This is a genomic window from Serratia sp. 22264, assembly GCF_052045345.1.
Classification (GTDB): Bacteria; Pseudomonadota; Gammaproteobacteria; order Enterobacterales; family Enterobacteriaceae; genus Serratia; species Serratia plymuthica.
On sequence record NZ_JBQEOY010000003.1, the window covers coordinates 274,743 to 301,104 of the forward strand.

The 26,362-nt window shown below is 55.0% G+C and carries 30 protein-coding genes and 1 other annotated feature; of the genes, 20 read left to right on the plus strand and 10 right to left on the minus strand.

Features of this window, described 5'->3' with window-relative positions:
• Positions 1 to 2 precede the first annotated feature (2 nt).
• From gspG to ACTJJ1_RS14740, 8 genes are read left to right on the plus strand one after another with little or no spacing between them, the layout of a single operon-like run.
• Positions 3 to 479 (plus strand): type II secretion system major pseudopilin GspG, encoded by a 477-nt coding sequence (gene gspG / locus ACTJJ1_RS14705; RefSeq protein ID WP_202291554.1) that lies wholly within the window; start codon positions 3 to 5, stop codon positions 477 to 479.
• Positions 479 to 970 (plus strand): type II secretion system minor pseudopilin GspH, encoded by a 492-nt coding sequence (gene gspH, locus ACTJJ1_RS14710; protein ID WP_440834238.1) that lies wholly within the window; start codon positions 479 to 481, stop codon positions 968 to 970. Before gspG ends, gspH begins: the two co-directional genes overlap by 1 nt.
• On the plus strand, positions 960 to 1,337 hold the full coding sequence (gene gspI / locus ACTJJ1_RS14715; RefSeq protein WP_171407178.1) for a type II secretion system minor pseudopilin GspI: 378 nt from the start codon (positions 960 to 962) through the stop codon (positions 1,335 to 1,337). Before gspH ends, gspI begins: the two co-directional genes overlap by 11 nt.
• Positions 1,334 to 1,945 (plus strand): type II secretion system minor pseudopilin GspJ, encoded by a 612-nt coding sequence (gspJ, locus tag ACTJJ1_RS14720; RefSeq protein ID WP_208904690.1) that lies wholly within the window; start codon positions 1,334 to 1,336, stop codon positions 1,943 to 1,945. Before gspI ends, gspJ begins: the two co-directional genes overlap by 4 nt.
• Positions 1,942 to 2,877, plus strand: coding sequence for a type II secretion system minor pseudopilin GspK (gene gspK, locus ACTJJ1_RS14725; RefSeq protein WP_062793137.1), 936 nt, complete (start codon positions 1,942 to 1,944; stop codon positions 2,875 to 2,877). Before gspJ ends, gspK begins: the two co-directional genes overlap by 4 nt.
• Positions 2,878 to 2,880: 3 nt before the next feature.
• Positions 2,881 to 4,011, plus strand: a complete 1,131-nt coding sequence (gene gspL / locus ACTJJ1_RS14730; RefSeq protein WP_440834241.1) for a type II secretion system protein GspL — start codon at positions 2,881 to 2,883, stop codon at positions 4,009 to 4,011.
• On the plus strand, positions 4,008 to 4,469 hold the full coding sequence (gspM, locus tag ACTJJ1_RS14735) for a type II secretion system protein GspM (protein ID WP_440834242.1): 462 nt from the start codon (positions 4,008 to 4,010) through the stop codon (positions 4,467 to 4,469). The genes gspL and gspM overlap by 4 nt, the downstream gene beginning before the upstream one ends.
• 32 nt (positions 4,470 to 4,501) lie before the next feature.
• Positions 4,502 to 5,332 carry a prepilin peptidase gene (locus tag ACTJJ1_RS14740; protein ID WP_440834244.1) on the plus strand — a complete coding sequence of 277 codons (831 nt, stop codon included), beginning with the start codon at positions 4,502 to 4,504 and terminating at the stop codon, positions 5,330 to 5,332.
• Here ACTJJ1_RS14740 and gspS read toward each other — a convergent pair.
• The gene (gspS, locus tag ACTJJ1_RS14745) at positions 5,329 to 5,703 is read right to left on the minus strand and encodes a type II secretion system pilot lipoprotein GspS (RefSeq protein ID WP_440834246.1); all 375 of its coding nucleotides are present in this window, start codon (positions 5,701 to 5,703) and stop codon (positions 5,329 to 5,331) included. The two genes, ACTJJ1_RS14740 and gspS, sit on opposite strands and share 4 nt — an antisense overlap.
• Before the next feature lie 279 nt (positions 5,704 to 5,982).
• Between gspS and gbpA the strand changes: the two genes are divergently transcribed.
• Both gbpA and ACTJJ1_RS14755 read left to right on the plus strand, forming a co-directional pair.
• Positions 5,983 to 7,404 carry an N-acetylglucosamine-binding protein GbpA gene (gbpA, locus tag ACTJJ1_RS14750; RefSeq protein ID WP_202291562.1) on the plus strand — a complete coding sequence of 474 codons (1,422 nt, stop codon included), beginning with the start codon at positions 5,983 to 5,985 and terminating at the stop codon, positions 7,402 to 7,404.
• 60 nt (positions 7,405 to 7,464) lie between these two features.
• Positions 7,465 to 8,001 (plus strand): cytochrome b, encoded by a 537-nt coding sequence (locus ACTJJ1_RS14755; RefSeq protein ID WP_006323971.1) that lies wholly within the window; start codon positions 7,465 to 7,467, stop codon positions 7,999 to 8,001.
• A gap of 239 nt (positions 8,002 to 8,240) precedes the next feature.
• On the opposite strand, the gene ACTJJ1_RS14760 is transcribed toward ACTJJ1_RS14755, so the two are convergent.
• From ACTJJ1_RS14760 to ACTJJ1_RS14770, 3 genes are all read right to left on the minus strand, one after another.
• Positions 8,241 to 8,444 (minus strand): HHA domain-containing protein, encoded by a 204-nt coding sequence (locus tag ACTJJ1_RS14760; RefSeq protein WP_006322256.1) that lies wholly within the window; start codon positions 8,442 to 8,444, stop codon positions 8,241 to 8,243.
• Between the two features lie 50 nt (positions 8,445 to 8,494).
• Positions 8,495 to 8,863, minus strand: coding sequence for an Hha toxicity modulator TomB (gene tomB / locus ACTJJ1_RS14765; protein ID WP_004949348.1), 369 nt, complete (start codon positions 8,861 to 8,863; stop codon positions 8,495 to 8,497).
• Between the two features lie 159 nt (positions 8,864 to 9,022).
• The gene (locus tag ACTJJ1_RS14770) at positions 9,023 to 9,349 is read right to left on the minus strand and encodes a hypothetical protein (protein WP_006323972.1); all 327 of its coding nucleotides are present in this window, start codon (positions 9,347 to 9,349) and stop codon (positions 9,023 to 9,025) included.
• A 293-nt stretch (positions 9,350 to 9,642) separates the two neighbouring features.
• On the opposite strand from ACTJJ1_RS14770, the gene ACTJJ1_RS14775 reads away from it, so the two are divergent.
• Genes ACTJJ1_RS14775 through ACTJJ1_RS14790 form a run of 4 tightly spaced genes read left to right on the plus strand, consistent with a single transcriptional unit; the run spans position 9,643 to position 12,299 of the window.
• Positions 9,643 to 9,831, plus strand: a complete 189-nt coding sequence (locus tag ACTJJ1_RS14775; RefSeq protein ID WP_062869869.1) for a hypothetical protein — start codon at positions 9,643 to 9,645, stop codon at positions 9,829 to 9,831.
• Positions 9,828 to 10,541 (plus strand): metal ABC transporter ATP-binding protein, encoded by a 714-nt coding sequence (locus ACTJJ1_RS14780; protein WP_197928334.1) that lies wholly within the window; start codon positions 9,828 to 9,830, stop codon positions 10,539 to 10,541. Before ACTJJ1_RS14775 ends, ACTJJ1_RS14780 begins: the two co-directional genes overlap by 4 nt.
• Positions 10,538 to 11,395, plus strand: coding sequence for a metal ABC transporter permease (locus tag ACTJJ1_RS14785; protein WP_004949351.1), 858 nt, complete (start codon positions 10,538 to 10,540; stop codon positions 11,393 to 11,395). Before ACTJJ1_RS14780 ends, ACTJJ1_RS14785 begins: the two co-directional genes overlap by 4 nt.
• Positions 11,396 to 11,420: 25 nt before the next feature.
• Positions 11,421 to 12,299: a metal ABC transporter substrate-binding protein gene (locus ACTJJ1_RS14790; RefSeq protein WP_004949352.1), complete on the plus strand. Its 879-nt coding sequence runs from the start codon at positions 11,421 to 11,423 to the stop codon at positions 12,297 to 12,299.
• Positions 12,300 to 12,413: 114 nt separating this feature from the next.
• Here ACTJJ1_RS14790 and ykgO read toward each other — a convergent pair whose 3' ends face one another.
• The 4 genes from ykgO to sdeX all read right to left on the minus strand — a co-directional run bounded on the left by ykgO (position 12,414) and on the right by sdeX (position 17,353).
• Positions 12,414 to 12,554 (minus strand): type B 50S ribosomal protein L36, encoded by a 141-nt coding sequence (gene ykgO, locus ACTJJ1_RS14795; protein WP_004949353.1) that lies wholly within the window; start codon positions 12,552 to 12,554, stop codon positions 12,414 to 12,416.
• A gap of 12 nt (positions 12,555 to 12,566) precedes the next feature.
• Complete coding sequence (locus tag ACTJJ1_RS14800; protein ID WP_004949355.1) at positions 12,567 to 12,821, minus strand: type B 50S ribosomal protein L31; 255 nt, start codon at positions 12,819 to 12,821, stop codon at positions 12,567 to 12,569.
• A gap of 180 nt (positions 12,822 to 13,001) precedes the next feature.
• On the minus strand, positions 13,002 to 16,148 hold the full coding sequence (gene sdeY, locus ACTJJ1_RS14805) for a multidrug efflux RND transporter permease subunit SdeY (protein ID WP_004949357.1): 3,147 nt from the start codon (positions 16,146 to 16,148) through the stop codon (positions 13,002 to 13,004).
• Between the two features lie 17 nt (positions 16,149 to 16,165).
• A complete protein-coding gene (sdeX, locus tag ACTJJ1_RS14810; protein ID WP_006323983.1) occupies positions 16,166 to 17,353 on the minus strand; it encodes a multidrug efflux RND transporter periplasmic adaptor subunit SdeX in 1,188 nt (395 codons plus the stop codon).
• Between the two features lie 142 nt (positions 17,354 to 17,495).
• On the opposite strand from sdeX, the gene acrR reads away from it, so the two are divergent.
• From acrR to mscK, 3 genes are all read left to right on the plus strand, one after another.
• Positions 17,496 to 18,176 (plus strand): multidrug efflux transporter transcriptional repressor AcrR, encoded by a 681-nt coding sequence (gene acrR / locus ACTJJ1_RS14815; protein WP_006323984.1) that lies wholly within the window; start codon positions 17,496 to 17,498, stop codon positions 18,174 to 18,176.
• Positions 18,177 to 18,189: 13 nt separating this feature from the next.
• The gene (locus ACTJJ1_RS14820) at positions 18,190 to 18,543 is read left to right on the plus strand and encodes a DsrE/DsrF/TusD sulfur relay family protein (RefSeq protein WP_006323985.1); all 354 of its coding nucleotides are present in this window, start codon (positions 18,190 to 18,192) and stop codon (positions 18,541 to 18,543) included.
• A gap of 100 nt (positions 18,544 to 18,643) precedes the next feature.
• Entirely contained in the window at positions 18,644 to 22,030 is a 3,387-nt protein-coding gene (mscK, locus tag ACTJJ1_RS14825; RefSeq protein WP_041416782.1) for a mechanosensitive channel MscK, read from the plus strand.
• Between the two features lie 45 nt (positions 22,031 to 22,075).
• Here mscK and rsmS read toward each other — a convergent pair whose 3' ends face one another.
• Positions 22,076 to 22,255: a pleiotropic regulatory protein RsmS gene (gene rsmS / locus ACTJJ1_RS14830; RefSeq protein ID WP_004949369.1), complete on the minus strand. Its 180-nt coding sequence runs from the start codon at positions 22,253 to 22,255 to the stop codon at positions 22,076 to 22,078.
• 109 nt (positions 22,256 to 22,364) lie between these two features.
• Entirely contained in the window at positions 22,365 to 22,901 is a 537-nt protein-coding gene (gene priC / locus ACTJJ1_RS14835; RefSeq protein WP_004949371.1) for a primosomal replication protein PriC, read from the minus strand.
• Positions 22,902 to 23,051: 150 nt separating this feature from the next.
• Here priC and ACTJJ1_RS14840 point away from each other — a divergent pair, with 150 nt between their 5' ends.
• The 3 genes from ACTJJ1_RS14840 to dnaX all read left to right on the plus strand — a co-directional run bounded on the left by ACTJJ1_RS14840 (position 23,052) and on the right by dnaX (position 26,350).
• A complete protein-coding gene (locus ACTJJ1_RS14840) occupies positions 23,052 to 23,432 on the plus strand; it encodes a DUF454 family protein (RefSeq protein WP_020438554.1) in 381 nt (126 codons plus the stop codon).
• A gap of 324 nt (positions 23,433 to 23,756) precedes the next feature.
• Entirely contained in the window at positions 23,757 to 24,308 is a 552-nt protein-coding gene (gene apt, locus ACTJJ1_RS14845) for an adenine phosphoribosyltransferase (RefSeq protein WP_004949374.1), read from the plus strand.
• Between the two features lie 92 nt (positions 24,309 to 24,400).
• Positions 24,401 to 26,350: a DNA polymerase III subunit gamma/tau gene (gene dnaX / locus ACTJJ1_RS14850; protein WP_440834257.1), complete on the plus strand. Its 1,950-nt coding sequence runs from the start codon at positions 24,401 to 24,403 to the stop codon at positions 26,348 to 26,350.
• Positions 25,683 to 25,747: a sequence feature (DnaX frameshifting element), on the plus strand. (Overlaps the previous gene by 65 nt.)
• Positions 26,351 to 26,362: the final 12 nt, after the last annotated feature.

Here is a 26,362-nt window from a genome sequence, read left to right on the forward strand (position 1 = left end):
AGATGTTAACGGAAAATAAAGTGAGAAAGAGCAGTCGTGTACGCAAGTTTCGTCAAAAGGGTTTTACGCTTTTGGAAATTATGGTGGTGATTGTGATTCTGGGGTTATTGGCCAGTTTGACTATTCCCAGCCTGATGGGAAATAAAGAGAAAGCGGATAAGCAAAAGGCGACCAGCGATATTGTCGCCCTGGAGAATGCGCTGGATATGTACAAATTGGACAATGGGCGTTATCCCAGTTCGGAGCAGGGGTTGGCTGCGCTGTTGGCCAAGCCTGAAGTGGCGCCGGTTCCCCGCAATTATCCTGAAGACGGTTATATCCGCCGCCTGCCGCAGGATCCCTGGGGCAATGCGTATCAACTGCGCAACCCCGGCAAGCACGGCAGGCTGGATGTGTTCTCCATCGGCCCGGATGGCATTGCCGACACTGATGACGACATCGGTAACTGGCCTGATAAAACGGCGGATAAAGCAGAGTAATGATGAGGTGCGAACGCGGTTTTACCCTGCTGGAAATTATGCTGGTGCTGCTGTTGTTAGGCATCACCTGCAGCCTGGTGATGCTGCGTTCTCCCGCAGTTGAAAATCAACTGGCACGACAGGGTGAGCAACTGGCCTGGCAGTTGAATGAGGTTGCGGAACGGGCTGAGCGTGAAGGAACAACCTATGGCGTGGCGTTCAGCCGCAAGGGGTGGCGTATTGTCGCCGCCGGTCGACCGCAGGATAAAACTGCGGTGGCGATAGACTCACCGTTACCGGCCGGGGTTGAACTGTCGTTGGCCCTGGAACGGCAGGCGGTTTCGCTGAAAGGCGAGTGGCCACCGCAGGAGGAACCGCAAGTCTGGCTGTATCCGGGCGGGGAAACCACCGTGTTTTCCGTCACATTGCAGCAGGGGAAATGCCAGTGGCAACTCAGCGCGACCGGTTTCTTTACGTTTGAAACGACAGAAGCCCACTGTGATGAAGCTTAAATATCAACGGCAGCGAGGTATGACCCTGCTGGAGGTGATGGTTGCGCTGATGATATTCGCCATTGGTTGCATGGCGTTAATCAAAACCACCGGAGGGCAGGTGCAAAGCCTGGGGGCCATCGAGGCGAAGAATATCGCCCTGTGGGTAGCGGATAACCAATTGACTTTATTGCAGCTTGATAGGGTCCCGCCCACGCAGGCATGGCGTCAGGGGACGACGGAAATGGCGGATGAAACCTGGTATTGGCGTTATCGCGGCAGAGACACCACGGATGCCGGGATGCGGGCGATAGAAATGGAAGTTCGGCGCGATCCGCAGGCACCAGGCGCCTTGATCAGGCTGTTGGCCTACAGAGAGTTGCCATGAACAGGAAAGCGGAGCGCGGTTTTACTCTGGTGGAAATGATGCTGGCCATCGTTATTTTTTCTTTGCTGTCGCTCACGGCGATGATGATTTTCAAAGGTGTATTGAGAAACAGTGAGATCACCCAGCGAAAATCGACGCAAATGGTTCAGTTGCAACGGGCGCTAACCCTCATTGAACGGGACTTTACCCATGCACTCACCCGTACGCCGGCCGGTTTGGCCGGTCAAACCGGCATACCGGAGTTTATGGCGCGCGGGGCTGCGGAGGGGGATGGCGGCTATCGGGTCACGATGATCAGAAATTACTGGCATAACCCCGGTGCCAGGCTGCCGCGTTCGACGCTGGAGCGGGTGGAATATCGGTTTCAGAAGGGGAAATTGGACCGCCTGAGCTCCCCAGCCCTGAACAGCCCGCTGTCTGCCGCGCGCAGTGTGGCGTTGTTGTCGGACGTGTTGCGGTTCCAACTGCGTTTTTATTATCAAGGCGAATGGTTAGCGGCATGGCATGCCAGCACCTGGCTGCCTCAGGCAGTCGAGATCACCGTCGAAACAGGTTCTTTCGGCGTGGTGCGGCGCATTGTCCCGCTATCGCCTGAGGAAAAATCATGAATAAACAGCGGGGAATGGCGTTGTTGATGGTTTTGTTAATGATGTCGGTGATGACGATTATTGCGGTGAATATCAATAGCTACTGGCAGCGGTCGTTGACGCGAGCGCAGTTTCAGCAGGATCAATTAAGGGCCAAATGGCTGCTGTTGGGCGGAGAAATCTATGCCAAAAGGCAGTTGCAACAGGCGTTGGATAAGCAGGTCTCGGTGAGTTTGGGGCAGGCATGGGCGCGTGAAGATATGGCCATGCGCACGGAAGAGGGAGAGGTTTCAGTGCGTATCGTCAGCGCCGATGTCTGTTTTAATTTGAATGCGCTCGCAACGTCATCCCCGGTGGATGACGTTGGGGGCGAAAAGCCGAAAATAGCGAGAGAGAAGCGGATATTCATGCTGTTGCTCACCAATCTGGGCGTTGACGAGCCGCAGGCCGGCGCTATCGCCGACGCTGTTATTATGAAAATCAGCGCACAACGCGGCACGTCTGAAACGGGCTATCTGATTGAAGACGTCAGTGAACTGCGGGAGATCGGCGTCATAAACCCTGAACTGTACCTGCGTATAGCGCCATTGGTCTGCGCCTTACCGGATAATACGCTGCAAATTAACCTCAATACCGCCACGGAGCGGCAGTTGCCGCTGATCAGGGCGATGTTGCTGAATGCTTTGGGTAACGAGCAACTCCTGGCGATCATCGCCGGTCGGCCGCAGCTTGGCTGGAACTCATTGGACTTTTTAACCACGGATAACTACCCCGAACTGCGTAAGCTGAAAGACGGCGGCCTGGCTGACGGACTGGTCACTACCGGCAACCGCTTTACTGTGGAACTGCGGGTGAAACTGGATGACGGCAGGTATCGCTTGGTCAGCGCATTGCAACGGAACAGTACCGGCACGAAGGTCATTCGGCGCCAGTTTGGCTGGGGAGAACACTAGAGTATGTCGGACAATATTCTGTTAATCGCTCTGGGGCACGGCGCCGTCGCCGATGTGCGCTGGGGCAAGGTGGGGGAAGCGCAAAGCGTCTTTGCCGCCAGCCTCGATCTGGATAATGCGGGTGCCGAGCTGGCGGTTATGGCGCGGAACAGCAAGGTGGTGGTGCTGGTTCCTGCGCGCCATGTGGTGCTGCGCCACACGCAGTTTCAGGGGAAATCCAGGCTGGCGACACCGATGACGTTGGCGTTCCAGCATGAAAGCGAACTGCTGACCGACGTGGAGCAGATGCACTGGGTAATCTTGGGCAAGGAGCAGATGAATTTCGGCATTGCCGGGGTCACGCTGACGCAAATGCAAACCTGGTGCGAACGGCTGCGTGCCTGCGGCCTTCATGCCGATAAAATGCTCCCGGACGTGCTGGCATTGCCCCTGCCCGGAGAGTGCAGCGTGGCCTATTGGCCCGATCGATGGTTGATAAGAACGGGAAAATGGCAGGGCATGCAATTGCCGTGCGCGTGGGAGGACACCGAACTTCCGGTCACGCCGGATCTTTGCATTCACGCCGGTGGCCGTGTGCCCTCGACATGGGAGAGCGGATCCTCCGCAGGGGATCCGCTATGGCAATTGGCGAACGAAGCCGGGCGCAGCAAGAGCAACCTGCTGCAGGGGAAATTTAAACCCGCTCTCAGATGGCCGCGGTTTATTCCGGGAAAGACCGCCTGTGCGTTGCTATTGGTCAGTTGTTCGTTGCTGGTTTGCGGTTTGTACCATCAACTGAAGGCCGGGCAAGCCGAAAGGCAGATGGCCGCTTTATATCGGCATCTGTCGCCGGGGCAGCCGCTAACGGCTTCGCCCGTTGAGGAGGCCAGAAAAAAAGTCAGACAGATGCAAAATATATTGAAGGAGCCTCAGCTGTTTAAGCTGTTGCCTTATGCCACCGAGGCGCTGTCTCTGTGGGAGCAGCCGCAACTGCACTCGTTAATTTTCGATGGCGCTAAAAATGAGCTGGTTATCACCCTGTTAAAAGAGGATACGCAACTGGTGCCACCAACCGAAGACAATGGCATCAGCATCGCCATGACGGAAGGGCCTTCGGATAATTTGGTGACCCTGACGGTTGGAGAAGAGCAATGAAAGCACGGATAGCCGATTTAATAGCGGATAAAAGCCTGCAGGCGGCGGTGGCGTTGAGCCTGATGCTGTTGGCGGCCTTCAGTTATTATCTGTATCAGTTTCATCAGGTGAAAAAAAATACGCAGCGGTTGGAGGCGCTGAATGTGCAGATGGGTAACGTCGCCCGGTTGCAATCGCGATTACCTCCTGATGTCGCCCCCTCTGCGCTACTGCAGGAACGCCTGCGGCAGAGCGCGCAAGAAAATCAAATTCCCGTTACGGCCTGGGAAGAAAGCGAAGAAGGCGTGCGGATGACGTTAGTCTCCATCCCGTTCGCGCGTTTAACGATCTGGCTGGCTGAATTGCAGCGCGAGCAAGGGATTCGGGTGGTGCAACTTGCCGTCGAACGCAGCGAACAGGATCAGGGCGTGGTGAAGGTCAGCCAACTGTTGGTGGCGGCGCAGCAAGCCATTTTATAAGCGATCCCGGTTTTATTCATTCAGAGGGAAATATGTTATCCGTCATTGAAAATATGGCCAGTGACTGCTGGCTATTATTCAGCGCAGTGCTGAGCCTTTGTTTGGGCAGTTTTATTAATGTGGTAATTTACCGGCTGCCCAAGATGCTTGAGCGTGAAGAGGATGAAAGGGTTAATGGCCGTCATCCTGATGTATTTAATTTTTTTCTGCCAGGGTCAACGTGTCCGCATTGTTTAGAGAGAATAAAACCCTATGATAATATTCCACTGCTGAGTTGGTTGATATTGCGCGGGCGTTGCCGCCACTGCCGGGAGGATATTTCCTCGCGTTATCCGCTGGTGGAATTAGTTACCATGCTGGCCGGCATATCGATAGCCTGTTTTATCGGTGTCGGTATCGACTGGTTTTTCATGTTGGCGTTATTTTCATTACTGTTGGCACTGTCGGCTATCGATGTGGAGCGGCAGCTATTACCCGATTGTTTGACGCTGTCATTGCTGTGGGCCGGGTTGTTGTGGCATAGCATCGCGCAGCCGCAATTTTTACCCGCCGCGGTAATCGGGGCGGTAGCGGGCTATCTCACCCTTTGGCTGCTTTACTGGGGTTTCCGGTTATCGACCGGGCGTGAAGGCTTGGGGTATGGCGACTTTAAATTGCTGGCGGCGTTGGGGGCGTGGGGGGGATATGAAGCCCTGCCGCCTATCCTGCTTATCGGTTCTTCCAGCAGCCTGATCTGGCTGCTGCTACTGCGCGTGATGCGTTCCCGCAGCTGCTCGCAGCCCTTGCCGTTCGGGCCAGGACTGGCGATAGCCGGATGGTCGTGGGTGTTTTACCACGGGATTATCCAGCCGGTTGTCGGCTAGCGCGTATGCTCAAGAAAACGCGCCAGCGACTGGTTAAAGCTGCTGCATTTCTGCGCCAGGGGCGTAGCGTCGGCATTCAGCCGATCAAATACCTCTTTGGCCGCATCGAGTAATTGGGTTTGATTCACGTCTTGGCTTGGCCAACCTTTTTTATTTGCTTCGTTCAATGCCGCTGCGGCCAACTTATCATTGGTCGGGATGTCGGCGCGGCTGCATTTTTCCCGAAGAAACTGGCTGGCTCCGACCAGTGAGGACAGTTGTTCCAGCTGATGCTCGGCCGTTGGCGGTGTGGTTTTATGTTCTGCAGAATGCTGACAGCCGGACAGCAGTCCGAGGGATATCGTTAACGCAGCAATATTTTTAGTAAACACGCTATTCTCATATTCGGTATTGGGAGTGGCTGGTTATTTTATCTTCGGCTTATTATGGTTTCAATGCCCCCGGTTCTTTTTAAGTATTATTCATATTTACTAAGGATTTGCTGCCATTAATGTGCATTAAGTTAAGGCAACCTAAGTATCTCAGGTTTATTTATTCGTTTTATTCTCTTGGGGCGGAAAGTTACCGCGTTTATTAGAACAGTAAATAATTCGACTGAAAGTTATTTGACTTTTATCAGTTGAAAGCCGAACAGTTTAACTGGAGTAATAATGAAATTATCAAAAATTGCCTTGATGATGGCAACACTTGCCGCCTCTTCCGCTGCATGGTCACACGGTTATATTGAAGTCCCCGAGAGCCGCGCATTTAAATGCAAACTGGGTTCAAACACCGACTGCGGTCGGGCGCAGTATGAACCGCAGAGCGTGGAGCAAATCTCTGGTTTTCCGGCTAATGACCAGCCTCGGGATGGCCAATTGGCCAGCGGCGGCGTCGGGGGCTTTGAGCCACTTGACCGTCAGGGCATCAACATTTGGGCGCTGAATACCATGAAGCCGGGTCCACAGGCTTTCACTTGGTACCATACCGCCAAGCACAAAACCAACAACTGGCGTTACTACATCACCAAACAGAACTGGGATGTGAATAAGCCGCTGTCGCGTGAATCTTTCGAAAGTGAGCCTTTCTGTGAAGTCGATGGCCACGGCGCGGCGCCAAAAGAGCGTGAAGTTCACCAATGTGTGGTTCCGGAAAGAACTGGTTACCAGGTGATTTATGGCGTGTGGGAAATTAACGACACGGTAAACAGCTTCTATCAGGCTGTCGACGTTAACTTTGAAGATGGCGGCATTGTTTCCGAGTGGAACCAGCAACTGCAAGGGCAGATAAACGGTAAAAACCTGTTGATTGGCGATAAGGCGATCGCCCGTTTCTTCAGTGATGCCGGCGAAGTGATCGCCATGCAGGTTGAACTCGATATCAACAGCGAAGCGCTGACCGATAAAAATCGCTGGAGTCAGGCGCTCGCGGAAAAAATTAACGCCACCCACGCCGACGTGCGCGCCGGTGTTAAAGATAAAGACGGCAACGTCAACCCAATCGCCGGTAACAACTACGTCTTCGCCAAGAAAGGCAGCACGCTGAAGAGCGTGGTGATTTCCTACGAGGAAGAAACCCCGGCCGTTACCGAGGAAATCCGCATTAGTGGGCTGTCGAGTACCAAGATCAAAGACGGTAAATCCCAGTTGACCTTTAACGCTGAGGTGAAAGGCAAGCTGACCGTCGAAGCGCGCGTGTTCGATCATCATCAGACCGAGAAAGGCTACCTGAAAGCCACCGTAGATGACGCCAGCCAGCCGTTGAGCATGGATCTGAACAACGTCAGTGAAGGTCACCATATGTTGAAGGTGATTGCGACTAACGATAAGGGACATAGCATTCAGCCTGACGTTGAGAACTTCAATCTTGAAGCCGAGTCTACCGGCGGCGCCGGAGAATATAACTTCGTCTTCCCGAACGACCTGAGCAAATACACCGCCGGCACCACCGTGTTGCAGCCGAAAGATGGCAAGGTTTACGAATGTAAGCCATTCCCGTACAGCGGCTACTGCATGCAGTGGAACAGCGCATCAAACCATTATGAGCCGGGTGTGGGTTCCAACTGGCAGGACGCGTGGGTTGTGAAGAAGTAAGCGATCCGATAACGAACAGAATATTCAGCGGCCAGCAGTGGCCGCTTTTAAGAGGGTTTTATGCAACATCAAACTGAAACGATTGGCATCCGCACTCGTTACGATCTCTTCAGCCGCCTATTGCATTGGATCATTGCCGTCGCGATGTTTTACGTCATGATTGTCGGATATTCACTGCATTTTATGCCGAATGAGCGGATATTTACCTTTTTCTCGGAGACCAATATGTCGTTGGCCCTGGTGCTGACGCCGCTGATGATGGCACGCTTTCTCTGGCGTTTTTTCAGACCCTCGGTCCCCTATGGCGAAATGCTGAAAGGGCATGGGAAGGGGCTGGTGCATTTGCTGCACGAGGTATTCTACCTGCTTATTTTCGTGGTATTGATCAGCGGTTTTTTAATGTTGGAAAAGGGATTTCAGGTCTTTGGCGTTATAGATTTCCCCCGGCCGGTGGACAGCCTGGAGGTGAACAGATTCTTTTTTGTCATACATCGCTGTTCATGTGTGGCACTGGCGGGAATGATTGTGCTCCACGTGGCTGCGGTGATAAAGCATCACTACTTTGAAAAGAATGCGATTCTGCGCCGCATGTTGTAGCCTGCGTACTGTTTGGCGTGCCGGTTTTTCTGCTGGTGCGCCGCCGTTATCCGATGGATTTTCTGGCGGGATAATAGGGGGAGGGGAATTGACAGTGGCTATTATTGAGGGTGGCTTCCGACTATATTGCGGGATTTCGGCAGTGAATGAAAATCACTGTAAGTCAATAAGATAAATGCGCGGTTGCCGTAAACATTGAAGCCGATAAAGGTATCGGCTCAACGCATTTATCACCTGGATTATCGTACGAATTTCCAAACGGCAACGGGGATTTTATCGTACAGCTTATTCATGGTGAGCTCGGCCAAACGGTGGTCCGCTGCAGAGTAGAACAGCTCTAGTTCGTCATCCGAAAGCTCATACTTATTTTTTTCAATAACGCGTTCCAGAGTGTCAATCGTGGTGCATTTACGTAAACGCATCAGATAGTCAATTTTAGTCATGATAGCCTTTAGTTTTATAAACCGTAGAGTAATTTGGGGATAATTATCCCCTAAGTTTTCATTGTCGTACAGATGCCCTCTCCTGAGAACATTCTGAATAATCGCGCTTTGGTTTTTTGCCAGCGGCGCAAATCGGAATCATTAATACCATAACTGCTAAACAGCGTGTAGGTATCGTCGAGATACTCTTCGACTAACTCCGATAAATCACTTTCGTCCATGTATTTAATTTTATAACTCATCACAAACGAAGCAATATGTTCAATCAACTCGTTAAGCTGGAGGTTGACGGAAGACGTTGGATCGTTCACCCAGCCGTGGTGGCTGTCGCCCAGCGTTGCGATACCTTCATCATACAAATTTTCGCACAAGAATTTGAGCTGAGCAATATCGTGCCTTTTAGGCGAATACTCATCCATATCATCCCCTCCGTAAGTCTTAATTTCGGTGTTGATAACACTCTGTGAGTAAGCTGATTTACATCATGGACGGAGGCAGCTTAACGGTGACAAAATAAACTTTCCGTATAATGAATATAAATCATTTTTTCGCATTTGGCCTGCTGTTATTACGTAAACTTACAATTCATCTGCGGTAGAGGGGCGGGAGTTATCAATGATGTCAAAGGTTAATCCCGTTTCGACAACGCTAAAAGTCACGCTGTCGCTGATGTATTCCTCGGCGCTGATATCCAGACAGGCGTTGAAAATTGTCCATTTATAGCGATAACTCATTGAATACTGGTTGCTGCTCACATTTTGAATATCAAGTATTTCTAATGAGCCCTCGGCGTAACGTGCGCTTTCCGAATAAAAACTCAGGCCGCTGGTCAATGCCGGCACCAACTCTGAAATTTTATCGTTAATCATTTTTTTTAGTTTTTTAACGGAAAGTGCTTCCGTCATTGTGTCGCAACGAAGAGTCACATGCATTTAATGTCTGGCCGTACCGCTATCCAATCTATTTATCTTACTCCTTTTTCGTCACCTCGTCGGTAAACTTTTCGTTTATCGGGGGCTTTTTTACAGTTTCTCAACGTTGTTTACTGCTTAATAACCCTGATGTTATTCGGTATATCTCAAAGGGAGTAGCTCCGTTATTCGTTAATCTGCTAATTATCGGTGCAAGCATAACTTTCTTTGTTAAGTTCCGTTACATAAATCGCCGGTGGAGCGCTTGAGGTGTCGATGGTTATGTGATGTTATACTATAACAATCAATCTTTCTTCTCTTTGGCTATGAAACTGACATCCGCACCCCATCAACATGACGCTGAGCCGTCACTGCATTCCTTGTTCACCGCATCGGCGGGATTACGCTGCGGCATTGCGGCAGCATTGTTGGCCCTGTTGTGGCTGGGCATTCGCTGGGCGGTATTGCTGCCATGATTACGCTGCAACAGGCCGTGGTTGGTTACGGCGGCACTCCGTTGTTTCCACCTCTTAGCGGACATTTCGCTGCCGGTTCTTTGACGGCGGTGGTTGGCGTTAACGGTGCCGGCAAGTCCACGTTGCTGAAAACCTTGGCTGGGCTTTTACCCTTGCAGAGCGGCAGCCTGCTTTTCAGCGGCAACAAGTTACCGCGCATGGCATATCTGCCGCAGCAGGCTGAGCTGGATCGTCAGTTCCCGATCCTTGTGAGCGATCTGGTGGCCATGGGAAGCTGGCCGCAGTGCGGTATGTTCCGTGGGCTGAACAAGCGCGCCGGGTTGCAGATTGTCGAGGCGCTGGATGCCGTGGGCATGGCGTCGATGGCGAGAAGCCCGGTAGGCGAACTTTCAGGTGGTCAGCTGCAACGCGTGTTGTTTGCTCGCTTGCTGGTCCAGCAGGCACCGTTGATTTTATTGGATGAACCTTTTACCGGCATCGACAGCGCCACCACCCAATTATTGCTGCAGGTGATCGCACAACTGCACCAACAGGGGCGAACGGTGATTGCCGTGTTACACGATATGTCGATGGTGGCCAATCATTTTCCTCAGGCGTTGCTGTTAACGCCACAGTGTTGCCATTGGGGCGATGCCGATCGGGTGCTGGAACATATTCCGGCGCTGAACGTCGCCAGCCGGCCCCAGTGCCTGAGGGCGGTAGCGCCATGATGCTGCTTGATCCTCTCATCGATCCCTTTGCCTCATTCGGTTTTATGCGTCGTGCGCTGGTGGCCTGTTTTGCGCTGTCGCTCAGCGCAGCGCCCTTGGGGGTGTTTCTGTTACTGCGGCGCATGAGTCTGGTTGGCGATGCGTTGTCCCACGCCGTACTGCCCGGGGCGGCGATAGGCTATTTGATTTCAGGCATGTCGCTGGTAGCGATGGGTGTCGGCGGGTTTATCGCCGGACTGGCGGTGGCGATGCTCTCCGGGTTGGTCAGCCGCCGAACGCCGCTGAAAGAAGACGCCAGTTTCGCCGGTTTTTATCTGGGTTCGTTGGCGCTGGGGGTGACGCTGGTCTCACTGCGCGGTTCAAGCGTCGATCTGCTGCATGTGCTGTTCGGCTCGATTCTGGCGGTAGATACGAACGCCATTTTGATGGTGGGTGTAATAGCCAGTTTTTCGCTGTTGGCACTGGCGCTGCTGTATCGCGCCCTGGTGATCGAATCTTTCGACGCCACCTTTTTGCGAGTCAGTGCGCCGCGCTGGCTGGCGCTGATACATGGGCTGTTTCTGGCTCTGGTGGTGATAAATCTGGTGGCGGGGTTCCAGATCCTCGGCACGCTGATGTCGGTGGGGTTGATGATGCTGCCTGCCGCCAGCGCGCGTTTCTGGGCGCGTAATCTGCCGCATACGTTGGCGGTGGCGATGGGGATTGGCATGCTCTCAAGCCTGATTGGCCTCGAATGGTCTTATTACGCGTCATTGCCCGCCGGCCCGGCGATTGTGCTCAGCGCCAGCGTGATCTTTTTTGGGTCGATTTTGTTTGGGACGCGTGGGGGAATTTATTCTCTCGCGCGCCGTTGAGAAGTGCCAAGTTCAAGGAGAAAGTATGAAACGTTTACCTATTTCGCTGGCAGTCGCTGCTCTGCTGTCCAGCCCATTGGCGATGGCGAAAACCGTTGATGCCGTCGCCAGCTTTTCGATCCTCGGCGATATCGTGAAGCAGGTGGGGGGAGAACACGTCAGGGTCACTACATTAGTGGGGCCGGACGGCGATCCGCACAGCTTTGAACCTTCGCCGAAAGACAGCAAGGTGCTGTCGCAGGCCGATGTGGTGTTCGTCAGCGGGCTTGGGCTGGAGGGCTGGATTGATCGTCTGGTCGGTGCCTCTGGGTATAAAGGGCAGGTGGTTACCGCATCGCAGGGGATCGACACCCGCCAGATGAGCGAGGATGGCAAGGAGGTCACCGATCCCCATGCCTGGAACAGCATGAAGAACGGAGTGCAATACGCAACCAACGTGATGAATGCGCTGATTGCCGCCGATCCGCAGGACGCCAACTATTTCCGCCAGCGCGGTTCAGAATATATCCAGCAGTTGCAGAAATTGGATCTCTGGGCCAAAACCCAGTTTGCCGCGGTACCGCAGCAAAAACGCAAGGTGCTGACCAGTCATGATGCTTTCGGTTATTTTGGCCAAGAATATGGCGTCACTTTCCTTGCCCCGGTCGGTTTCTCTACCGAGGCCGAAGCCAGCGCCAGCGACGTGGCCGGTTTGATTAAGCAGATCAAACAGGAGAAGGTTAATGCCTACTTTATTGAAAACCAAACCGATCCGCGGCTGGTGAAACAGATTGCCACCGCCACCGGTGCGAAAGCCGGCGGTGAACTGTATCCAGAGGCGCTGTCCAAACCGCAAGGGCCGGCGGCGACCTATGTAGAGGCGTTCCGGCACAACGTCGATACGTTGTTAGGCAGCATGAAATAAACCGTAGCGGCCCTGCCGGCAAGGCGGGGCCACTGTTGCGTTTCAGTTTCCTTTCTCCATAAAAAAGCCCCGTTGAGCAGCAACGGGGCTTTGCGACAGACGACACTTCAGACGTTAACGTTTTTTCTTGCGTCCCTGCACCGCTTTGAAGCGCGGGTTGCTTTTACAAATCACATAGATACGGCCATTGCGGCGTACGACTTTGCAATCCGGATGGCGCTTCTTCGCCGACCGCAACGAACTTAAAACCTGCATGTTGATTCCCTTTTATTTGCTGCCAAGGAAGCGGCCAAAACGCTGCTGGAAGCGCGCGGTGCTGCCTTCTTTGGAGAACTCTTTCTGCTTGCCTGTGTAATACGGATGCGAAGCGGAAGAGACGTCGATAGTGACGTACGGCCAGTTTTCGCCATCGAGTTCAATGGTGCGATCGGTATTAATGGTCGAACCCACTTTAAAATAGGTGTTGGCACTCAGATCGTGGAACACCACGGTACGGTAGTTTGGATGGATGCCTGCTTTCATGACGCCCTCTCATGTAATGTTATACTATAACAATAATTATGCGCCGCACGGCAGAGCGGATCAAGTACAAAATGCAGCGACAGGCGAATTAATGAGAGTGGTTTGCATTAAGCGGATGAAGCCAAAGAAAAAGGCCGCATAAGCGGCCTTTGTGTTCAGCGGTAAGCACTCACTGGGTTATCAGTGATGCTCAACCGGATGGCTGTGTTCCACATCTTCAGACTTCTTGCTGAAGCGGCGGCGAACCACCACGAAGAAGACAGGAACGAAGAAGATGGCCAGCACGGTAGCGGTAATCATCCCGCCCATAACGCCGGTACCTACCGCGTTCTGCGCGCCGGAGCCTGCACCGCTGCTGATAACCAGCGGTAGTACCCCGAGGATGAAGGCCAGTGAAGTCATCAGAATCGGGCGCAAACGCATGCGCACCGCTTCCAGCGTGGCTTCTATCAGGCCTTTACCTTCTTTATCCATCAGGTCTTTGGCGAATTCCACTATCAAGATGGCGTTCTTCGCCGACAGGCCGATGGTGGTCAGCAGCCCCACCTGGAAGTAAACGTCGTTGTTCAAGCCGCGCATGGTGGCCGCCAGCAACGCGCCGATAACCCCCAGAGGCAGAACCAACATGACCGAGAACGGAATCGACCAGCTTTCATACAGCGCAGCCAGGCACAAGAACACCACCAGAATCGAGATGGCGTACAGGGCAGGGGCCTGGTTACCGGACAGACGTTCCTGGTAGGACATACCGGTCCAGTCGTAACCGATGCCGCTCGGCAGCTTGGAGGACAGCTCTTCCATCATGTTCATTGCTTCACCGGTACTTTTACCCGGTGCCGCCTGACCCAGAATTTCCATGGAAGGCAGGCCGTTATAACGTTCCAGACGCGGTGAGCCGTACTCCCATTTCGCTGAAGAGAATGCAGAGAACGGAACCATCTGGCCACTGGTGCCACGGACAAACCACTTGTTGATGTCCTCAGGCAACATACGGAACGGTGCTTCAGCCTGCACGTAAACCTTCTTCACACGACCGCGGTCGATGAAGTCGTTCACGTACGAGCCACCCAACGCGGTGGTCAGCGTGCTGTTGATGGTGGTGATGCTGACACCCAACGCCTTGGCTTTTTCCTGATCGATAATCAGTTTGAACTGCGGCGTATCTTCCAGGCCGTTAGGACGCATGCCGACCAGCAGATCCGGATGCTGGGCCGCCATGCCCAACAGCTGGTTACGCGCTTCGGTCAGTTTCTCATGCCCCAGGCCACCCTGGTCAATCAGCTGGAAGTCAAAACCGGTAGCGGTACCCAGTTCGATAATCGCAGGCAGGTTGAACGGGAATACCAGGCCGTCTTTAATTTGCGAGAACGCGCCCATGGCGCGGCCTGCAATTGCCGGCACTTTATTCTGCTCACCGCTACGCTCGGACCAGTCTTTCAGGCTGACGAACGACAGACCGTTGTTCTGGCCGTTACCGTTAAAGCCGAAGCCCGCAACGGTAAATACCGACACCACGTTGTCTTTTTCTTTGGTCATGAAGTAGTCGGTGACTTCTTGCAGCACCTTCGAGGTTCGAGCCTCGGTGGCGCCCGCAGGCAACTGCACCATGGTCAGCAAGATGCCCTGGTCTTCTTCCGGCAGGAACGAGGACGGCAGGCGCAGGAACAGCAGGCCCATGCCGACGACGATTAGCAGGTAGATCACCAGATAGCGACCGGTGCTGCGCAGGATACTGGCTACGCTGTCGGTATAGTGGTGGGTGCTCTTTTCGAACATGCGGTTAAACCAGCCGAAGAAGCCGGTTTTAGCCCCGTGGTCGCCTTTCTGCACCGGTTTCAGCAGGGTGGCGCACAGCGCCGGCGTCAGAATCAACGCCACCAGCACCGACAGTGCCATCGCGGAAACGATGGTGATGGAGAACTGACGGTAGATCGCACCGGTTGAACCGCCGAAGAATGCCATAGGTACGAATACCGCTGACAGCACCATGGCGATACCGACCAACGCACCCTGGATCTGCTCCATCGATTTCTTGGTCGCTTCTTTCGGCGGCAGCCCCTCTTCGGACATTACGCGCTCGACGTTCTCCACCACCACGATGGCGTCATCCACCAGCAAGCCTATCGCCAGCACCATGCCGAACATCGTCAGGGTGTTTATCGAGAAGCCAAAGGCCGCCAGTATCGCAAAGGTGCCCAGCAAGACGACCGGTACCGCGATGGTAGGGATCAGCGTCGCGCGGAAGTTCTGCAAGAACAGATACATGACCAGGAATACCAGCACGATCGCTTCGAACAGCGTTTTCACCACTTCGTTGATCGAAATCTTGACGAACGGGGTGGTGTCGTACGGATAAACCACTTTCATCCCCTGAGGGAAGAACGGCTGCATCTTGGTTAATGCGTCTTTTACCGCTTTGGCGGTATTCAGGGCGTTGGCGCCGGTAGCCAGTTTGATACCCAGACCCGCCGCCGGTTTGCCGTTGTAACGTGCGGTTACGGCATAGCTTTCGCCGCCACGCTCAATACGCGCTACGTCTTTCAGGCGAACCTGCGAGCCGTCCGTATTCACCTTAAGCAGAATTTTGCCGAACTCTTCAGGAGAGGTCAGACGGGTCTGCGCGATGATTGAGGCGTTAAGCTGCTGGCCCGGTACCGGTGGCATCCCACCCAATTGCCCTGCGGCGATCTGGTTGTTCTGCTCGGTGATGGCGGACGTCACATCCGTCGTGGTCAGTTGGAAATTGTTCAGCTTGCCCGGATCCAGCCAGATGCGCATGGCGTACTGTGCACCAAACAGTTGCACTTCACCCACACCTTGTGAACGGCTGATAGGATCCTTGATATTTGAGGCTACATAGTCCGCGATGTCGTCCTGAGTCATGTTCGGATCGTCGGAAATGAAGCCGGCTACCATCAGGAAGCTGCTGCTGGATTTTTCTACTTTCAGGCCTTGCTGCTGCACTTCTTGCGGTAACAGCGGCGTAGCCAGCGACAGTTTGTTCTGGACCTGAACCTGCGCGATGTCAGGGTCGGTGCCGGAGTTGAATGTCAGCGTAATGGTGACGCTACCAGAGGAATCACTGGTGGAGGACATGTACATCAGATTATCGATACCGTTCATGTTCTGTTCGATAATCTGGGTCACGGTATCCTGCACCGTTTTTGCATCCGCGCCTGGATAGTTGGCGGAAATACTCACCGCCGGTGGTGCAATAGTGGGATACTGCGCGATCGGCAGTTTCATTATTGCAAGCACCCCCGCCAACATGACGATGATGGCGATTACCCAGGCGAAAATCGGGCGATCTATAAAGAACTTAGCCATGTCTTACCGGCTCCTTTTTATGACTTCTGCGCTTCAGACTGCGGCTGTTTTTGCGCCTGAGTGTCAACTTCCTGCACTTTTACCTGAGCGCCCGGGCGAACTTTCATCAGGCCGGTGACAATCACGCGATCGCCGGCTTTCAAACCGTCGGTAACCAGCCATTTGTCGCCGATAGCCTGATCCGCTTTCAGCGTACGCAACTCGACTTTATCGTCGGCGCCCACCACCATGGCGGTAGCTTCGCCGCGCGGGTTACGCGTCACGCCCTGTTGCGGTACCAGCAATGCATCGCTGCGAACGCCTTCGTCCAGACGGGCGCGAACGAACATCCCCGGCAACAGCGTATCGTTCGGGTTAGGGAACAATGCGCGAATGGTGATGGAACCGGTGGTTTCATCAACGGTAACGTCAGAGAATTCCAGCGTGCCTTCCTGGGCGTATTCCGTGCCGTTTTCCAGCAGCAATTTCACCTTGGCTTTGCCGTTTTCCTGTTTCAGCGCACCGCTGGCCAGTTCTTGCTTCAGACGCAGGAAATCGTTGCTTGACTGAGTCACGTCTACGTACATCGGATCCAGCTGTTGCACGGTAGACAGCGCGGTGGCTTGACCGTTGGAAACCAGCGCGCCTTCGGTCACGGCGGATTTGCCGATGCGGCCGGAGATCGGCGAGGTCACTTTGGTGTAAGCCAGGTTGATGCGTGCGGTTTCCACTGCGGCTTTCGAGGCCACCACGGCGGCTTCTGCCTGCTGCAGCGTGGAAACTGCGGTATCGTAATCCTGCTTACTGATGTAGTTGGTGCCCAGCAAGGGTTTGTAGCGGTTCACCGTTACGCGCGCGATCGAAGCGCTGGCTTGAGATTTGGCCAGGTCGCCTTTGGCGCTGTCATAGGTTGCCTGATAGGTGGCGGGATCGATCTGATACAGGGAAAAACCTGCTTTGATGTCACTGCCTTCAACAAAATTGCGCTTCAGGATGATGCCGCTAACCTGAGGGCGAACTTCGGCGATACGATACGCAGCAGTGCGGCCAGGAAGATCGGTAGTAATGTTGAGAGGCTCGGCCTTCAATGTCACTACGCCCACTTCGGGAGCCGGTGGTTGGGCGCCTTGTTGTTGGGTTTCCTTATCGTTACATCCTGTAAGTACTAAGCTGCCTGAAAGCATCAGAACTGCCGCCAGAGGCGTTAACCCTCTGTTTTTGTTCATAGAAAAACCTCAAGTGTCCGATTTCAAAATGATCAATGGATCACAAGCTTTAAAACCCATTGCTGCGTTAATTATATGTGCGTGCTATGGTACATACATACGCGAATGTATGTAAATCACACTCCCCCGAAAAAACAACGCCATGGCACGAAAAACCAAACAGCAGGCGCTAGAAACTCGACAGCACATTCTTGATGCTGCGGTGCAGGAATTTTCTGAACGTGGCGTTTCTGCAACGTCACTGACAGATATTGCCACCGCTGCCGGTGTTACGCGTGGTGCTATTTATTGGCACTTCAAGAATAAGGTAGACCTGTTTAACGAAGTTTGGGAATTGTCAGAGTCGAAAATAGGCGATCTCGAAATAGAGTATCAGGCAAAGTACCCTGATAATCCACTGCGTATTTTACGTGAAATACTAATTTATATACTGACGGCGACGGTCGATGACGGCCGCCGGCGAGCGCTGATGGAAATCGTATTCCACAAATGCGAATTTGTCGGTGAAATGATGCCGCTGCAGGACGCGCGTAAAGTGCTTAGTTTGGAAGGCTACGAACGCATCGAGTCGGTGCTGCGCAATAGTATGCGCCACGGCCAACTTCCCGCCGATCTCAATACCCGCCGGGCGGCGATTATCCTGCGGGCTTATATCACCGGCCTGATGGAAAACTGGCTTTTTATGCCGGAAAGTTTTGATCTGAAAGCCGAAGCGGCAGCCCTGGTCGATTCATTCCTCGAAATGACCCAATTCTGCCCGACCTTAAGGGTCAAACCGGAAGAGCAGGCGGCCGAGCCGCACTGTGCCGACTGTCATCCTTAAAAGGAGATGCACCATGTCATCCGTTGTGTTGATCGCCAGTGGCGCGGCCTATGGCCAGGAATCACTGTTTAACGCCCTGCGTCTGGGCATTGCGCTGAAAGAGCAGCAGGCCGATCTCAATCTGAAACTGTTTTTGATGTCGGACGCGGTGGTGGCCGGCCTCGCCGGGCAACAGCCGCACGAAGGTTATCATTTGCAGCAGATGCTGGAGATCCTCACCGCGCAGCAAGTGCCGGTAAAATTGTGTAAAACCTGCGCCGACGCGCGTGGCGTCAGCCGGTTGCCGCTGGCTGACGGGGTGGAAATCGGTACGCTGGTGGAACTGGCGCAATGGACGCTGGCCGCCGAGAAAGTATTGACGTTCTGATCCCGCTATATCTGTACATCACCAGCAACGTTTTTCTTATTCGTTGGCTATCTGCGATCGTGATAATCTTTCGGCTTCATTATTGATTCGAAGTTAAATCATGCATCGCAGGTTAGCTAAGCGTTCTTTTCTGGCGTTACCCTCGTTCTTCGGTGTGGACGTTTCCCGCGCCCTCGCTCTGTTTTTATTGATCGCCGTTTGTGCGGTCTGCCAGCCTGTTGCCCATGCGGCGTTGAACGGCGATGCGCCGTCGCGCAGTGAAATTCAAAACCAGCTTGATGCGCTGAATAAGCAGAAGACGCTGACGCCGGTCAATAAGCTCACCCAGCAGGATCTGACCCGCACGCTCGAACTGCTGGACGCCATCGAACGCGTCAAACAGGATGGCGCCGAGCTTAAACAGCAGTTGCAGTTGGCGCCGGGCAAGCTACGCCAGGTGACCGAAGATCTGGATGCGCTGAAAGTCCCTGTGGATAGCGCGGCCGCCAGAGCCGATCTGCTGCCGCTCTCCCTGCGCCAACTGGAAACCCGCCTTTACCAGACGCTGGACGAACTGCAAACCGCGCAGGAAAACCTCTCCGCCTATAACAGCCAACTGGTTTCGCTGCAGACCCAGCCGGAACGGGTGCAAAGCAGCATGTATACCGCGTCACAGCGTCTGCAGGAGATCCGTAACCAGCTCAACGATCAGACGCCGGGCCAAAACTCGCTGCGCGACAGCCAGCAGGTGATGTTGGCAACGGAGCAGGTGTTGCTAAATGCGCAGATTGATCTGCAGCGCAGGAGCCTGGAAGCCAACACCACCTTGCAGGACCTGCTGCAGAAACAGCGCGATTACACCACCGGACACATCGACGCGTTGGACCGATCGGTGCAGTTGCTGCAAGAAGTGGTTAACAGCAAACGCCTGACGCTGTCTGAAAAAACCGCCAAAGAGGCGCAGAATCCGGAAGACGCCACGGACATCCAACAGGATAAGCTGGTCAGTAAAGAGCTGGACGTCAATCGCCAACTCAGCCAGCGGCTGATTGCCGCTACGGAAGAGAGCAACATACTGTTTCAACAGAATATCCGGGTAAAGAACTGGCTCGATCGCGGCCTGCAGTCGGAGCGTAACCTGAAGGAGCAGATCCAGGTGCTGAAAGGCAGCCTGGTGTTGTCGCGCATTTTGTATCAGCAACAGCAAAATTTGCCGCAGGGCACGCTGGTGGCGGATATGGGCACGCGAATCGCCGATTTGCGCCTGGAGCAGTTTGATATCAACCAGCAGCGCGACGACCTGTTCAAGGGCGACGACTACATCAATAAGCTGCTTGTCGACAGCAAAGAGAAAGCCAGTGCGGACGTGCTCGATGCGCTGAACGAAATCGTCGATATGCGTCGTGAGCTGTTGGATCAGTTGAATAAGCAGCTCAGCAACCAGCTTGCGCAGTCGATCAGCTTGCAGATTAACCAGCAGCAACTGACCAGCGTTTACAGCTCGTTGCAAGATACGCTGACCCAGCAGATATTCTGGGTTAACAGCAACAAACCGATCGATCTGGCGTGGTTGAAAGCCTTGCCGGGCGCGGTCAAAGATCAAATTGCCGCACTCGATTTCAAACTGGACACCGGCAAAATGCTGCAGGGCGGGTTGAATGCGTTGGTGTTCCTCATCCCGATGCTGATTCTGATAGCCCTGCTGCGCTGGCGCTACAAGCTGATCGATACGCACCTGCAAAAGCTGGCTAATGATGTCGGGCAGCTAAAACGCGACAGCCAACTGCACACGCCGAAGGCCATTATGCTGACCTTGCTGAAAGTGCTGCCCGGCTCGGCGCTGCTGCTTGGTGCCGGTTTCTGGTGTTACCGCGCGGAAATCGGCCTCAGCGATTTTCTGTGGGCATTGTCGCAACAGCTGGCGCTGTTCTGGCTGATTTTCGGCTTTACCTACCGTACGCTGGCGCCAGGCGGCGTTACCGAGCGCCACTTCAACTTTTCCACCGGACTGTGCGCGCACTACCGCCGGCAGACCCTGCGCCTGGGGTTGGCGCTGCTGCCGCTGATCTTCTGGTCGGTGCTGGGCGAGAAAGCGCCGCTGCGGCTGGTGGAGGATGTTATCGGCCAGGTGGTGGTGATGCTGACGCTGGCGCTGCTTGCCGTACTGGTGTTTCCGCTGTGCCGCGACGGCTGGCGCGAGAAAGGTTCGCACGCGGTGCAACTGGTGGTCATCACCGCCATTGCCGTCACGCCGCTAATCCTGCTCGGCCTGATGTTCGCCGGTTATTTCTACACCACGTTGCGTCTGGCCGGCCGCTGGATCGACAGCCTGTATCTGTTCTTCCTGTGGAACATCGTTTATCTGACCGCCATTCGCGGCCTGAGCGTTGCGGCTCGTCGCTTGGCTTACCGCCGCGCGCTGGCGCGTCGCCAGAGCCTGGCGAAAGAGGGGGCAGAAGGCGGGGAACCTGTCGAGGAGGCGCCTTTGGCGCTGGATCAGATCAACCAGCAGTCGCTGCGCCTGACCACCATGGCGCTGTTCATCATCTTTGCCTGCGCCTTCTACGGCATTTGGTCAGATCTGGTGACGGTGATTTCGTATCTGGACAGCATCACGCTGTGGCATTACACCACCACCGTTGCCGGCGGCAGCGTGCCGCAGGCGGTGACGCTGGGCAACATGATGGTGGCCATCGCGGCGGTGATCGTCGCCTATGTCATGACGCGCAACCTGCCCGGTCTGCTGGAGGTGGTGGTGCTGTCACGGCTGCAACTGCGGCAAGGGGCGTCTTACGCCATCACCACCATACTGACCTACCTGATCACCACCGTGGGCGCCGTTACCGCGCTCGGATCGCTGGGCGTCTCCTGGGACAAGCTGCAATGGCTGGCCGCCGGGTTGACCGTCGGTCTGGGCTTCGGCCTGCAGGAGATTTTCGCCAACTTTGTTTCTGGCCTGATCATTCTGTTCGAGCGGCCGATCCGCATCGGCGACACCATTACTATCGGCACCTTCTCCGGCTCGGTCAGCAAAATCCGCATTCGAGCCACCACCATTACCGATTTCGATCGTAAAGAGGTGATCATCCCGAACAAGGCGTTCGTTACCGAGCGGCTGATCAACTGGTCGCTGTCAGACACCATTACCCGGGTGTTGATCAAGGTTGGGGTGGCGTACGGTTCCGATCTGGACAAGGTGAAAGCGGTGCTGTTGCAGGCTGCGCATGATAACCCGCGGGTGATGACCGATCCGGAACCGCAGGTTTTCTTCCTTAACTTCGGCGCCAGCACGCTGGATCACGAATTGCGTCTTTATGTTCGTGAATTGCGTGACCGCAGCTATACCGTCGATGAGCTGAACCGCTCGATCGATCGCCTGTGCCGGGAGAACGACATTAATATCGCCTTCAACCAGCTGGAGGTGTATTTGCACAACCAGCAGGGTAACGAGGTACAGGAAGTGAAACGGACGCTGTCGCAGGATGGGGGCAGCCCGTCGGCTGGATAATGGGATGAAAGCGAGGGTTCAGTTCAATTCAAGGCTGAACCCTTTTTACTGCCCGGCGGGCAGGTAGGGCGTGGTGACGCCGTTGCGTTGCAGTTTTTCCTGATAGTCCCGTTTGACAATATCCAGCGCCGCCAGCGCGATGGCTGGATCGATCTCGTTACATTCCAGCAGGTAAATCAGATCTACCGCCAGCTGCAATTCTGGTGAGGCATTATCTAGAGACATAAAACCAACATTTTTGTTTAGTAGGTGAATGAATAAGGTGTCGCTTCGGCTGAGTATAGTGAACAAGGCGCGCGGCAGGGAATAATCATTAAAGTATTGTGATAAATCTTCAAAAACCGTTTTCTTTACGCTCGATGCTGCGCTCAATACGCGCCAGCGCCTGTCGGCAACGCACCAACCTGCCTTCCAATGCCGCCAATTCGTGCTGCAATTTTTGCTGCGCTGCGAATGTGGTCTGCCTGCCCAGCAGGCTTTCCCGATCCTGAATCATCGACATTAACCGGCGTTCATAATCCTGATGCTCGGCCAGCTTGTGATACAAATCGACCGCCACCACTTCTTTCGGCTGATTTTTACGGCGCAACGCCTGTGTCGCCAGTTCGCGCTGCAGAGCGGTGATCTGGGCCACCAGCTTCTCTGCCAGAAAGGCGACCTGGCTGATGCGGCTGTCGTTGGCTGCCGTCTGCAACTGGGCGAAGTTCCTTTGCACTTCTGCCAGATAATCACGCAGCCGGGTACCGCGATTGGAAAACAGCGCGGCGTCAAAGCGCGCCTGAGGGATAGGGGCGTCGCCACGCGGCGTCACCTCGGCGGCCAAGGCCGCGATCTGCTGTTCTAACACCTGTAATAGACGGTGAGTGCTCACGTTGGCTCCATTCAAATTTCACAGGGCTCAGCTTGCCCGCGATCCCGCCGTGAAACAAGCGCGGCGCGCATATTCCGGCCATTGCGGCTGGTGGCGCAGGGGATGACGGTGATAAAGTAACGCCAGACAGACTAGCGGACAAGGGCTCGCATGACGCGTTGGTTATTGATTATCCTCGGTTGGTTGGCGGTGGTGCTGGCGACGCTGGGCGTGGTGCTGCCGCTGCTGCCGACCACGCCATTTCTGCTGCTGGCCGCCTGGTGTTTTGCCCGCTCATCGCCGCGCTTTCACCATTGGCTGCTGTATCGTTCCTGGTTCGGCCCTTATCTGCGCCATTGGCAGCAGCATCGTGCGTTGCCGCCAGGGGCCAAAGGGAAGGCGGTAGCGGTGATTGTGCTGACGTTTGCGGTTTCGCTGTGGCTGGTTAAACTCTGGTGGGTGCGCGGGGTGTTGTTGCTGATGCTGGCTATTCTGCTGACCTTTATGCTGCGTCTGCCGGTTGTTGATCTGCCGCAACAAAAACAGCGCTGATCCTGTCTTATTATGCACTGGGGCTTTCAAGTCGGCCGCTCCTGCACATTCATGCGCTCGCGGCATTTGCGTATCCCTCTATAAACGCAGCCAGGCGATCCGCTCGCTCATCCCCAGAGGCTTACTCAGGCAAGTCACTGGCGATGGGCGAGTGCGGATAACAACGCTGTAACTTGAAAGATGACGGGGATGGTTGCATTTGTCCGCCAGTTTGCATAGATTTGGGCGTTTTCGTGCGCGAGTTGCTTCCCATTCCTTCTTTATAACGGGCTGGGTGACCCAGTTTGCGCGCAAGTCTTCAGGTAGTTTTATCAGGCAACAATTATGACCGCTACTGCGCAGCAGCTTCAGTTTATTAAAGACAGTATCAAAACCATTCCGGATTACCCGAAGCCGGGCATACTGTTCCGTGACGTCACCAGCCTGCTGGAAAACCCGCTGGCTTACGCGGCCAGCATTGAATTGCTGGTTGAGCGCTACCGCGATGCGGGAGTGACCAAAGTGGTGGGCACCGAAGCGCGCGGTTTCCTGTTTGGCGCTCCGGTGGCGTTGGCGTTGGGCGTGGGTTTTGTGCCGGTACGCAAGCCGGGCAAGCTGCCGCGTGCGACCCTCAGCGAGAGCTATGAGCTGGAATACGGCACCGATCAATTGGAAATCCACACCGACGCCATCGTGGCCGGCGATAAAGTGCTGGTGGTTGACGATCTGCTGGCGACCGGCGGTACCATTGAGGCCACCGCGAAACTGATCCGCCGTCTGGGCGGGGAAGTTAAAGACGCCGCTTTCATCATCAATCTGCCGGAGCTCGGCGGTGAAGCACGTTTAAATAAGCAGGGCATCGAATGCTACAGCCTGGTCTGCTTCGCAGGCCACTGATTCTGCATTGTCCCAATGCCACAACGGCCTCGCGGATCGCCGCGGGGCTGTGTTAGCATGACCCTCTAGATTCCTCGACTTCTCCGGTATTAATGAGCTATCAGGTTCTTGCCCGTAAGTGGCGCCCTCAAACGTTTGCAGATGTTGTCGGACAAGAACACGTCCTGACGGCGCTGGCCAACGGCCTCTCGCTGGGGCGGATTCATCACGCCTATCTGTTTTCAGGCACGCGCGGCGTGGGTAAAACCACCATTGCGCGCCTGCTGGCCAAAGGCCTGAACTGTGAAACCGGCATCACCGCGACCCCGTGCGGCCAATGCGATAACTGCCGCGAGATTGAGCAGGGGCGTTTTGTCGATCTGATCGAGATCGACGCCGCGTCCAGAACCAAGGTGGAAGACACCCGCGATCTGCTGGATAACGTCCAATACGCGCCCGCCCGCGGCCGTTTCAAAGTTTACCTGATTGACGAAGTGCACATGCTCTCGCGTCACAGCTTCAATGCGCTGTTGAAAACGCTGGAAGAGCCGCCTTCGCACGTGAAGTTCCTGCTGGCGACCACCGATCCGCAAAAGCTGCCGGTGACCATTCTGTCACGCTGCCTGCAATTCCATCTCAAAGCACTGGATGTCGATCAGATCCGCAACCAACTGGAAATGGTGTTGCAGGCGGAGAACATCACCAGCGATCAACGTGCGTTGCAACTGTTGGCGCGCGCCGCCGACGGCAGTATGCGCGACGCGCTCAGCCTGACCGACCAGGCGATTGCCATGGGGCAAGGTCAGGTGACGACCGCCACCGTCAGTCAGATGCTGGGCACGCTGGACGACGAACAGCCGTTGGCCATCCTTGAGGCGCTGGTTAGCGCAGACGGCGAAAAGGTCATGGCGCAGGTCGCGCAGGCGGCTTCTCGCGGCGTAGATTGGGAGAATTTGCTGATCGAGACGCTGGCGCTGTTGCACCGCATTGCGATGGTGCAATTGCTGCCGTCGGTACTGGATAATCATTACGCCGCTATTGAACAAAGGCTGCGTGAACTGGCGCGTACCTTGCCGCCGACTGACGTACAGCTTTATTACCAAACGCTGCTGGTAGGGCGCAAAGAGCTGGCTTTTGCGCCGGATCGCCGCATGGGGGTTGAGATGACCCTGCTGCGTGCGTTGGCGTTTCACCCGAAAGCGGTGATCCCGGAGCCGGTGGCGCCGGTGCAAATTGCCCCTGCGCAGATGGCGCAGCCGCGGGCCCCCTCTGCCCAGCCGCCACAGTTTCAGGATGCGCCACCGCCGTTAGGGCAGGCCGCACCGCAGAACAATCCACCGGCGAATCTACCGGATGCCACCGCGCAGTTATTAAAAGCGCGCACCCAACTGCTGCGGCAGGGAGCATCCACACCAAAAAAGAATGAGCCGGCGGCGCCAGGAAAAGCGCGGCCGGCAAACTCAGCACTGGAGCGTTTGGCTTCAGTGACTGAGCGTAGCCAGCAGCGCCTGGCGGAAAAACAGGTGCAGGAAAAACCGGCCAAACCGGAAGCCTACCGTTGGCGGGCGCTGACCGAGCCGGAAGCGGAGCCGGAACCGCTGGCGACGCCGAAAGCGTTACGCACCGCACTTGAGCATGAGAAAACGCCCGAGCTGTCGGCCAAGCTGGTGGTCGAGTCGCTTGAGCGTGATCCCTGGGCGGCAGAGATCGATAAGCTGAAAATCCCGAAACTGGTGCAGCAACTGGCGTTGAACGCCGTGAAACAACAGCTGGAACCAGGCAAAATTTGTCTCCGCCTGCGGTCTTCGCAGCGCCATCTGAACTCGCCTTCGGCGCAGAAGGTGCTGACTGACGCGCTCAGCGAGTTGTACGGCAGCCCGGTTGAGTTGACCGTGGTGGAAGACGATAATCCGGCGGAGCGGACTCCGCTGGAGTGGCGGCAAGCCATTTATGAAGAAAAACTGGCGCAGGCGCGCCAGTCCATCGTTGCGGATACCAATATCCAGACGCTGCGCCGGTTCTTCGACGCGGATCTGGATGAAGAGAGTATTCGCCCCCTTTAAACGCTGCGCAAA